The sequence below is a fragment of the Nocardioides sp. CPCC 206348 genome (assembly GCF_048654705.1).
Taxonomy (GTDB): Bacteria; Actinomycetota; Actinomycetes; order Propionibacteriales; family Nocardioidaceae; genus Nocardioides.
Window position 1 is genome coordinate 36,221 of record NZ_JBMCZA010000078.1, and the last position, 10,114, is coordinate 46,334.

The 10,114-nt window shown below is 70.0% G+C and carries 10 protein-coding genes; 3 read left to right on the forward strand and 7 right to left on the reverse strand.

Translation table 11 applies throughout. The features are described from left to right. A partial coding sequence (locus ACOADB_RS03780; RefSeq protein ID WP_378596595.1) for a 2-phospho-L-lactate guanylyltransferase occupies positions 1 to 525 on the forward strand: 525 nt, incomplete at its 5' end. 61 nt (positions 526 to 586) lie between these two features. Here the strand turns inward: ACOADB_RS03780 and ACOADB_RS03785 are convergent. The 4 genes from ACOADB_RS03785 to leuC form a co-directional block, all read right to left on the reverse strand. Then, positions 587 to 1,114 (reverse strand): HU family DNA-binding protein, encoded by a 528-nt coding sequence (locus tag ACOADB_RS03785; RefSeq protein ID WP_378596596.1) that lies wholly within the window; start codon positions 1,112 to 1,114, stop codon positions 587 to 589. Between the two features lie 175 nt (positions 1,115 to 1,289). Further along, complete coding sequence (locus tag ACOADB_RS03790; RefSeq protein WP_378596597.1) at positions 1,290 to 3,233, reverse strand: LTA synthase family protein; 1,944 nt, start codon at positions 3,231 to 3,233, stop codon at positions 1,290 to 1,292. Positions 3,234 to 3,295: 62 nt separating this feature from the next. Continuing rightward, positions 3,296 to 3,895 (reverse strand): 3-isopropylmalate dehydratase small subunit, encoded by a 600-nt coding sequence (gene leuD, locus ACOADB_RS03795; protein WP_378596598.1) that lies wholly within the window; start codon positions 3,893 to 3,895, stop codon positions 3,296 to 3,298. A gap of 3 nt (positions 3,896 to 3,898) precedes the next feature. Beyond that, positions 3,899 to 5,311 (reverse strand): 3-isopropylmalate dehydratase large subunit, encoded by a 1,413-nt coding sequence (gene leuC / locus ACOADB_RS03800; RefSeq protein WP_378596599.1) that lies wholly within the window; start codon positions 5,309 to 5,311, stop codon positions 3,899 to 3,901. A gap of 51 nt (positions 5,312 to 5,362) precedes the next feature. Here leuC and ACOADB_RS03805 point away from each other — a divergent pair, with 51 nt between their 5' ends. Next, on the forward strand, positions 5,363 to 6,085 hold the full coding sequence (locus ACOADB_RS03805) for an IclR family transcriptional regulator (RefSeq protein ID WP_056714163.1): 723 nt from the start codon (positions 5,363 to 5,365) through the stop codon (positions 6,083 to 6,085). A gap of 2 nt (positions 6,086 to 6,087) precedes the next feature. Here the strand turns inward: ACOADB_RS03805 and ACOADB_RS03810 are convergent, their stop codons facing one another. Both ACOADB_RS03810 and ACOADB_RS03815 read right to left on the reverse strand, forming a co-directional pair. After that, a complete protein-coding gene (locus ACOADB_RS03810) occupies positions 6,088 to 6,567 on the reverse strand; it encodes a methylated-DNA--[protein]-cysteine S-methyltransferase (protein WP_378596600.1) in 480 nt (159 codons plus the stop codon). 31 nt (positions 6,568 to 6,598) lie between these two features. After that, the gene (locus ACOADB_RS03815) at positions 6,599 to 8,086 is read right to left on the reverse strand and encodes a DNA-3-methyladenine glycosylase 2 family protein (protein ID WP_378596601.1); all 1,488 of its coding nucleotides are present in this window, start codon (positions 8,084 to 8,086) and stop codon (positions 6,599 to 6,601) included. A gap of 127 nt (positions 8,087 to 8,213) precedes the next feature. Between ACOADB_RS03815 and ACOADB_RS03820 the strand changes: the two genes are divergently transcribed. Then, positions 8,214 to 8,741 (forward strand): hypothetical protein, encoded by a 528-nt coding sequence (locus tag ACOADB_RS03820; RefSeq protein ID WP_378596602.1) that lies wholly within the window; start codon positions 8,214 to 8,216, stop codon positions 8,739 to 8,741. Here the strand turns inward: ACOADB_RS03820 and ACOADB_RS03825 are convergent. Then, the coding region (locus ACOADB_RS03825) for an ATP-binding cassette domain-containing protein (protein WP_378596603.1) at positions 8,738 to 10,114 on the reverse strand (1,377 nt) is incomplete at its 5' end. The genes ACOADB_RS03820 and ACOADB_RS03825 overlap by 4 nt on opposite strands.

Sequence of the window (10,114 nt, forward strand, 5' to 3'; positions counted from 1 at the left end):
TTCGCCACCGACGCCGTCGATGCCTGCTTGCGGACACCCGGTGTCGCTGGGGTCCTGGTCGTCAGCGACGACGCCGACTTCGCGGCCACCCTGGCCGAACGGGGCGCCGTGACCTGCGCCGATCCCGGCGGCGGACTCAACGCCGCCCTGCGCCACGCAGCGGCCGTGGTGCACGACGAGAGGCCGGACCTGCGCCCGGTCGCCCTGTGCGCCGACCTGCCCGCCCTGGCACCGATCGATCTCGCCGCAGCCCTGGAGTTCGCAGCGACGACCACGGCCTGCTTCGTGCGCGATGCCGATGGCACGGGCACCACCTTCTACTCCGCCGGGTACGACGACTTCGACCCGCGCTTCGGTCCGGACTCGGCGCAACGCCATGCCGTCGATGCCCAGGAGGTTCCGGGCGAGGTGGCCACCCTGCGACGTGACGTCGACGACCTCGGCGACCTGCGCGACGCCGTGTCGCTCGGCGTCGGCGTGGCGACGGCGCAGGCGCTCGCCGTCGTACAACTGGCCCAGGACTGACGAAAAGGCAATCGGGCCGCCCTCCCGAAGGAGGACGACCCGATCAAGGAACTGCGCGAGGTCAGGCCTTCTTGGCAGCGGCCTTCTTCGCGGGAGCCTTCTTGGCCGGAGCCTTCTTGGCAGCCGGTGCCTTCTTGGCCGGAGCCGCCTTCTTGGCCGGAGCGGCCTTCTTGGCGGGAGCAGCAGCCTTCTTGACCGCGGAGGTCGCGGCCTTCTTGGCCGGAGCAGCAGCCTTCTTCGCCGGAGCAGCCTGCTTGGTCGCGGCAGCCTTCGTCGCGACCGCGGCCTTCTTCGGAAGCGGCGCGAGCTTCTTCGCACCGGAGACGACGTTCTTCAGGTCAGCGCCAGCGCTGAACTTCGGAACGGCCTTCTTCTTGGTCTTGACCCGCTCGCCGGTCTGCGGGTTGCGCACCCAACGGGCGTTGCGCACGGCCTTCTCGAAGGAGCCGAAGCCGGTGATGGCGACCTTCTCACCCTTGGCTACCTGGCGGGTGATCGTGTCGAGAACCGCGTCAAGCGCGTGGGACGCGTCCTTGCGGCTGCCCTCGAATCGGTCGGCCAGCGCGTCGATCAACTGAGACTTGTTCACTACTTGTCCTTCCGAAACGCGCCTCATCGGGCGTCCCTTGGGCTGTTGCGGCCGAGCCCTCGCCCGGCCGTCCTTTCAGGGCACGCTAGGCACTAGTGGCCACACTCACAATCACCACGCCGTGTTTAGCGCTGTTTTTTCCCGGAAAGCACGGTATTTCGGCCGAATTGGCCATTCAGGAGGCCGAACCGGGCCACATCCGGTCCAGTGCGAAACGCCCGCCGATGGAGAAGTCGAACTGCACGAGACGCAGATCTGTCAGTAGTTGCGCGGCTTCGGGGTCCAGTTCGGACTCCTTGACCTGCTCCCCGTTGGTGTCGAGGAGACGACCCTGCTGGATCGCGGGCACGTGCTGGTGGACCTGGTCGAGCAGGGTGAGGTACGGCGGCATCGGCGCGTTCGCGACGTCGTACAGCAGGGGCAGGAAGAAGGACGGGCTCGTCATCGGAACGGGACGCGCCACGTTGTGTCCGGGCTCGCTGCTCCAGATCAGGAAAGGCGTTCGATAGAGCGACAGGCCGGCGTTGTCGTTCTTGACCTTTGAACCGTAGATGCCCGGCAGATGGTCGCCGTAGAAGAGCACGATCGTCTTCTCGGGACCATCCGTCAGCTTCTCGAGGAAGGCCGCGAGTGCTTCATCGGTGTGTTCGAGGCCGCGGGCGTACTGGCCGATCTTCTTGCCGTTGTCGCCGGCGCCCGTCACCTTGATCGGGTCGTCGTAATTGTGATCGACGGGAATGTGGTTCTGCATCGTCACGAGATTCACCAGCAACGGCTTGTCGTGTTCGTCGATCTGGGTGAGCACCTCGTCGAAGGCCGACTTGTCCGAGATGTAGGGGTTGTCGTCGATCGTGTCGGTCTCGCCGATGGTCGTGTCGTGGATGAAGGACTGGAAGCCGAAGCGTTCGTAGACCTGCTCGCGCTTGTACATCCCGACCCGGTAGGGATGGACGGCGATCGCCTCGTGCCCCTGGCTCTTGAACCAGCCGACGGCCGACGGGTAGTCCGCCTGGTCCGGCACGAGCATCTGGTACGGCGACAGCATCTGCGGACGGAACAGCCCGAGGGACTGCCCGGTCAGGGTCTCGAACTCCATGTTGGCCGTGCCACCGCCGTACATCTGGGCGAGCATGTGGCCGGACGTCGTGTCCTGCATCAGCGCCCGGGTCCGCGGAATCGGGTCCCGTTCCAGGTCGAAGCCCTTGAGCTCCGTGGGGTCGGTGAAGGACTCACTGAGCACCAGGACCACGTTGACGTCGTCGAGACTGCCCGTCCGTTCGGCGTTCAGGTCCTCGGCGAGCGCGGAGTAGCGATCGGCGATCCGCGCCATCTCCGCCTCGTCGTACCCCTTCGGCCTGGCCATGGAACTGACCGGCATGTTGAACAGGAACCCGCCCACGAAGCCGTTCGAGCGGTAGTTGGTCTTCTGGCTCCAGTAGCGCCAGTCGTTGCCGCGCAGCTCGTAGAGACCGCGCCACACGTTGCCGGGCTGGTTGAACTGGGTGGTCTGCATCAGCAGCAGCGCGGCCATGACGCCGACGCCCAGCCGCAGGCCGACGACGAGGAGGGCGTGCTCGCGAGGCAGGGAACGGAGGCGGGGGCGGGGATAGCGCACACTCATCCGGCGCCCGATCCGCACTGCTGCGACGACGACACCGACGATGAGGGCGAGGGCGACGACCAGGAAGACCGGCGAGACCATGGAGGTCAGGAAGCCGGGCTCGCGGATGAAGTCGAGGTCGCTCGGGTAGACCGGCTCCTCGCGAAGCTGGATCTTGACGAGGTTGCCGATGCCGACGGTCAGGGCCAGCGCCATGACCAGGCCGATCGACCACCACAACCGCCCGAGCACGGCCCACAGGAAGCCGATCAGGATCCAGATCACCAGGGTGTCGAGGTAGAACGCGCCACCGTCGAAGAACTGGTCCTTGAACCAGCGCGGGTAGAACAGGCCCAGGGTCGAGGCCTCCAGCACGACGGCCGTGGCCAACGCCGCCTGCAGGCTGCCGATCAGGCCGCGGCGCAGCACCGTCCGGAGCGGCGCCGGTTCGATCGCGACAGGAGCGTCAGCGGGCGCGGGTTCCTCGATCGCTCGATCGGGCTGAACGACAGAGGGCACGGAGTGAACTTTACGCGTTCACTCCATGCCCTCTTGTATTGCTGATGAGACCGCTGCGCGGGTCAGGCGTGCTGCGTGACCGGCTTCCAGGCAGGGCGTCCGGCTTCGTACGCCGCGATGTCGTCCTTGTTGCCCAGGGTGATGCCGATGTCGTCGAGCCCGTTGAGCAGGCGCCAGCGCGTGTAGTCGTCGATGTCGAAGGAGTCCTCGACCTCTCCACCGGGCGTGCTGACGGTCTTGTTCTCGAGGTCCACGGTGATCTGCGCACCCGGGTTCTCGTCGAGGTGGTCCCAGAGGCGCTGGATGACCTTCTCGTCGACCTGCGCGGCCACGAGGCCGGCCTTGCCGGAGTTGCCGCGGAAGATGTCGGCGAAGCGGGCCGACAGGACGACCTTGAAGCCGTAGTTCTGCAGCGCCCACACGGCGTGCTCACGCGACGAGCCGGTGCCGAAGTCCGGGCCGGCGACGAGCACCGAACCGCTGGCGTAGGTCTCGTTGTTGAGCACGAAGTCCGGGTCGTTGCGCCAGGCAGCGAAGAGCCCGTCCTCGAAGCCGGTGCGCGTGACGCGCTTGAGGTAGACCGCGGGGATGATCTGGTCGGTGTCGACGTTGCTGCGCTTGAGCGGCACGCCGATGCCGGTGTGGCTGGTGAACTTCTCCATGACTCAGACCTCCACGCTGACCAGGTCAGCAGGTGACGACAGGGTGCCGCGCACAGCAGTGGCGGCAGCGACGGGGATGGACACCAGGTGGGTACGGCCACCCTTGCCCTGACGGCCTTCGAAGTTGCGGTTGGACGTCGAGGCACTGCGCTCGCCCGGCGTGAGCTGGTCGGGGTTCATGCCCAGGCACATCGAGCACCCCGCACCGCGCCATTCGGCCCCTGCGGCGATGAAGATCTCGTGGAGACCCTCGGCCTCGGCCTGCATCCGCACCCGGACCGAGCCCGGGACGACCAGCAGTCGGGTGTTCGGGTCGACCTTGTGGCCCTTGAGGATGTCGGCGGCGAGCCGCAGGTCCTCGATCCGGCCGTTGGTGCAGGACCCGACGAACACGGTGTCGACCTTGACCTCGCGCATCGGCGTACCGGCGGTCAGGCCCATGTAGGTCAAGGCGTTCTCGGCGGCGACGCGGTCCTGCTCGTCCTCGAAGTCGGACGGGGTCGGTACGACGCCACCCAGCGCCACGCCCTGGCCCGGGTTGGTGCCCCAGGTGACGAACGGCGTCATGGTCGAGGCGTCGAGGACGATCTCCTTGTCGAACACGGCGTCCTCGTCGGTGACGAGCGTCTTCCAGTGCGCGACGGCAGCATCCCAGTCGGCACCCTTGGGCGCCTCGGGCTTGCCCTCGATGTAGTCGAAGGTGGTCTGGTCGGGTGCGATCAGGCCGGCCTTCGCGCCCCACTCGATGCTCATGTTGCAGACGGTCATCCGGCCCTCCATGGAGAGCTCCTCGATGGCCTGGCCGCGGTACTCGACGATGTAGCCCTGGCCGCCACCGGTGCCGGTGTGCGTGATCAGGGTGAGCACCATGTCCTTGGCGGTGACGCCGGCGGGCAGGCTGCCGTTGATCGTCACGGCCATCGTCTTGGGCTTGGCCTGCATCAGCGTCTGGGTCGCGAGGACGTGCTCGACCTCGGACGTGCCGATACCGAACGCGATCGCGCCGAACGCCCCGTGGGTGCTGGTGTGCGAGTCGCCACAGACGATGGTCATGCCGGGCTGGGTCAGGCCGAGCTGCGGGCCGACCACGTGCACGATCCCCTGCTCGATGTCACCGAGCGGGTGCAGCCGGACACCGAACTCCGCGGCGTTCTTGCGCAGCGTGTCGACCTGGGTCTTGCTGACCGGGTCGGCGATCGGCTTGTCCCAGTCGAGCGTCGGGACGTTGTGGTCCTCGGTCGCGAGCGTCAGGTCAGGGCGACGGACCGAACGGCCCGCGAGCCGCAGGCCGTCGAAGGCCTGTGGGCTGGTGACCTCGTGGATGAGGTGGAGGTCGATGTAGAGGAGGTCGGGCTCTCCTGCCGTCGATCGGACGACATGCTCATCCCAGACCTTTTCACTGAGCGTCTTTGCCATGACCCCACTGTACAACTTGCATCCCATCATCCGAGACGGCAGTATTGCCATATGGACAACTCGAGCGGCGTCGGCGTACTCGACAAGGCGGCCCTGGTGCTCACGGCACTGGAGTCCGGCCCGGCGACCCTGGCCGGCCTGGTGGCCGGCACCGGCCTGGCCCGGCCGACGGCCCACCGCCTGGCGGTGGCCCTCGAGCACCACCGACTGGTGGCCCGCGACATGCAGGGCCGCTTCGTGCTCGGACCGCGCCTGGCCGAGCTGTCCGCAGCCGCCGGCGAGGACCGCCTGCTCGCGACCGCCGGTCCCGTGCTGGCGCGACTGCGCGACATCACCGGCGAGTCCGCCCAGCTCTGGCGTCGCCAGGGCGACCACCGCGTCTGCGTCGCGGCCGCCGAGCGGCCCTCCGGGCTGCGCGACACGATCCCGGTCGGCTCGCAGCTGACCATGCGCGCCGGTTCCGCCGCCCAGGTGCTGCTCGCCTGGGACGACCCGGAGCGCATCCACCGCGGCCTGCAGAACGCCGCCTACTCGGCTGCCGAGCTCTCGGCCATCCGTCGTCGCGGCTGGGCCCAGTCGGTGGGCGAGCGCGAACAGGGCGTGGCCTCGGTCTCCGCGCCGGTCCGCTCCCCCGGCGGCAAGGTCATCGCCGCCGTGTCGGTGTCCGGTCCCCTCGAGCGCCTCTCACGCCAGCCCGGCCGGATGCACGCACCGGCCGTCCTCGCGGCCGCCGAACGGCTGTCCGAGTCGCTGCGCCGCGCTGCTGCCGAATAGCGTCAGAAGAGGGCATCCTGCTCGAGCTCGAGCAGTGCCTGCTTGCGTTCGATGCCGCCGGCGTACCCGGTCAGCGTGCCGTCGGCGCCGATGACGCGATGGCAGGGAATGACGATCGGGATCGGGTTCGACCCGTTGGCGGTGCCGACGGCGCGTGACGCGGCATTGCTCTTGCCCAGCCGGGCCGCGATCTCGCCGTACGACGCCGTCTCGCCGTAGGCGATCTTCTCGAGCTGCTCCCACACCGAACGCTGCCAGGTGGTCCCGGACGGGGCGAGCGGCAGGTCGAACTCGGTGCGGTCACCGGCGAAGTACTCGGCCAGCTGGCTGACGGCCCTCTGCAGCACGGGCGCCTGATCGGCCTGCGGGCCTCGCGGCCGGCCGTCGTTGTCTCGGAACGGCGAGAACTCGATCGCGGTGATGGCGCCCGCCTGCTCCACGATGCGCAGCGGCCCGATGGGCGATTCAACGACAGTCCACATGGTTTTCCTCATTCTTCCCGTCGGGATGTCACTACTGGTCGGCAGGGACGTCCGCGAGGGACGTCCAGAGATGGAGAAGCGCGTACGAGCGCCAGGGCGCCCAACGATCGGGATCGACCGGCGCACGGCCGGCCAGGGCGTTGCGCACGCCGACGTCGGTCGGCAGCCACACGTCGGGGTGGCCGAGCGCGCGCAGCGCGATGTAGTCGGCCGTCCACGGTCCGATGCCGGGGAGTGCGACCAGGTTGCGGCGTACGTCGTTGCGGTCCGGCCCACGGTCGAGGGCGAGGTCGCCGTTGGCCAGCGCGGCCGTCATCCCCACCAGCGCGCGGGCGCGGGCGCGAGGCATCCGGAACTCGTCCGGGTCGATCGCCGCAACGGTCGCGGCATCCGGGAAGAGGTGGGTGAGGCCATCGACCTGCGTGGTGACCGGTCGCCCGTGGGCCGCCACGAGCCGGGCCGCTGCAGTACGCGCAGCGACCACCGTGACCTGCTGGCCGAGGACGGCACGGACGGCGAGCTCCACGCCGTCGACGTGACCGGGCACCCGCAAGCCGGGACGCCGGACGACGAGGGGCGCCAGCACGGGATCTGACCCGAGATGGGCGTCGATGGCGACGGGGTCGGCGTCCGCGTCGAGGAGCGCCCGCATCCGCGCGACGGCCGCTGCGGTGTCGCGCAGGTCGTCGAGCCGCAGCACCATCGGGACGTACGACGACCCGACTCCGTCGACGTCGGCGAGCTCGACGCGCGCGGTGCCCGGACCGTGCGGCAGGTCGAGGGTGCGGGCGTACCAGCCGGAGCCGTCGGGGCGGACCTCCGCGACCTCGATGCCGGGCACTGCCCGGTCGGCGAGGAAGCGCAACAACGTCCGGCCGGAGAACGGGGTGCGGACCGCGATCCGGAGCTCGATCGCTCCGGTGGTGTCGCCCCGGCCCCCGCGGCGGCCACGCAGCTCGCTCGGGGTCGCGGCGTAGACCTCCTGCATCGTCTCGTTGAACTGCCGCACGCTGGAGAAGCCGGCCGCGAAGGCGACGTCGGTCAGGCTCAGCGCCGTGCTCTCGACGAGTGCACGTGCGGTCTGCGCCCGCTGCGTGCGGGCCAGCGCGAGCGGCCCGGCGCCGAGCTCGGTGGTGAGCAGGCGCGACAGGTGGCGGGAGGTGTAGCCCAGCCGCGCAGCGAGTCCGCTGACCCCTTCCCGGTCGACGACGCCGTCGGCGATCAGGCGCATCGCGCGGCCGGCCACGGTGGCTGCGAGGTCCCAGTCCGGGCTGCCGGGCGTCGCGTCCGGGAGGCACCGCTTGCACGCGCGGTAACCGGCGGTCTGCGCGGCCGCGGCGGTGCGGTGGAACGAGACGTTGCGGGATGCCGGCGTGCGCGCCGGGCACGAGGGGCGGCAGTAGATGCCGGTCGTCCGGACGGCGGTGTAGAACACGCCGTCGAATCGCCGATCCCGCGACTGGACGACGACATAGCACCGCTCGAAGTCGAGTCGCTCCGTCCCTGTCGTGATCTCCATGCCCCCATCCTGCCTGCCGCCACCGACAACGACTCGCGGAAATCGGACACGGCGGTGGACCGGGTGCTCCCGGCGCGGCGCAGCGCAATCCCTCCCCATCGAGCCGACGGTCTGCCACCCTGTCGCCATGGCTGAATCCCCGCTCAACCCGCTGGACCTGCTGATCAAGTCGAACCAGCTGGCCATCAAGCTCGCGTCCGACACCCTGCGCACGGTCCGCGACACCGCGATCACCGGCGTGACGCAGCCCGACGAGCTCGCCCGCCAGGTCGGCGACCTCGCCGGCGTCGTCGCGGGCATGGCCACCGCGGTGACCGGCCTGGCCGGATCCACGGCCCAGCCGCTCCAGGACTTCATCGTCCGCCAGCGCGAGCTGGCCGACACCGTCGCCACCCTCGCGGAGGCGCAGGAGGACCTCGCGGGCGTCGTCCGGGCACTGGCGGAGCGCCACGCCGAGGCCGTCAGCGCACTCGAGAAGGTGACCGCTCCGGTGTTCGCCCTCGTCGGCACCGACCCCACGCCCCCGAAGACCCGCGCATCCCGGGCGAAGCCGAGTGCGGCCACCGCACCGCGCGAGCCCTCAGCGAAGAAGGCCGAGCAGAAGAAGGCGGCGGAGAAGAAGGCCGCACGCAAGCCGGCCGCTCCGAAGGCCTAGGCCGATCGCGACCGGCGGACGGTCCGGAGCAGCACCAGCCACAGGATGACGCCGGCCGCCGCCAGGGCCAGGACCGCGTGGTCCCACTCCGCGACACCGTGGGACCACAACGGGTCGCGGGCAGCGTCCGGGGCGCCCTGCAAGGTGCGCTGCTGGTCGGTGCTCGAGGCCATCGCCGCATAGGCCCAGCGACTGGGAGCCAGCCACGACAGCTGCTCGAGCACGGGCCGGCCGGCGAACTGGACCAGCGCGCTGGCCAGCACGATCTGGCTCATCACCAGGCCGACCAGGGCCGGTGCCGTCTGCTCGACGGTGCGCACCGCAGCCGAGACGCAGAGTCCGGCGAGCGCCATCACCGCGGCGAGCAGCCCGATCGGTAGCGCGATCTCCCACCAGCCCCAGCCACGGACTCCCCCGCCGTGGTCCTGTTCGGGAAGGCCGAGCAGCGACAGCCACGTGACCAGGACGCCCTGCCCGAAGCAGGCGAGGCCGAGTACGACGGCCTTGCTGGCGACGTACGCACCGGGCGAGAGGCCGACGGCGTACTCACGCCGGAAGATCGCGCGCTCGCCCACGAGCTCACGCACCGTCATCGCCGCGCCCATCAGGGACGCCGCGATCACGAGCAGCGTCAGGCGCTGGGTGAGCTCGGTGCCGTCCGGTGCACCGCCGGGCACTCGCTCGGCGACGTGCAGGGACAGGCCGGCCGCGCCCTGGACGAGTCGACTGAGACCCGCCAGGACGAGCGGCATCAGCACGAGCATGCCGAGGTGCAGGCGATCGGCCCGCAACAGCGCCACGTTGCGGCGGATCAGGGTGGCGACCTGCGCCGACCGCGACACCGGGCGGACGGGGGCGGCGCCCACGATCGGGGTGCGCACCTTCGCCTCGGTGTGCCGCAGCTGCGACGTGGAGGAGTCCAGGAGGTCGAACAGGGCCGGGTGGTCCGGGACCCCGAAGTGGTCGAGCAGGCCGTCAGGTGGACCGACGTGGACCACGCGTCCACCTCGAGCGAGCACCACGACGTTGTCGCAGGTCTCCAGCCCGAGCACCGAATGGGTGGAGACGACCACCACGCGCTCCGCCTCCGCGAGCCCGCGCAGCTCCTGCATCACCGAGCGGTCCATGCCCGGGTCGAGTCCGGAGGTCGGCTCATCGAGGAACAGCAACGGCGGCGCGGTCAGCAGCTCGGTGGCGATCGAGACCCGCTTGCGTTGTCCGCCCGACAACTGGCTGCCGATCCGGTGGCCGCGCAGCCGGTCGAGCCCGACCTGGCTGATCACCTCCTCGACGCGGCGGTCCCGTTCGCCCTCGGTGGTGCCCGACGGCAGCCGCAGCCGCGCGGAGAACTCCAGGGACTGGCGGACCTCCAG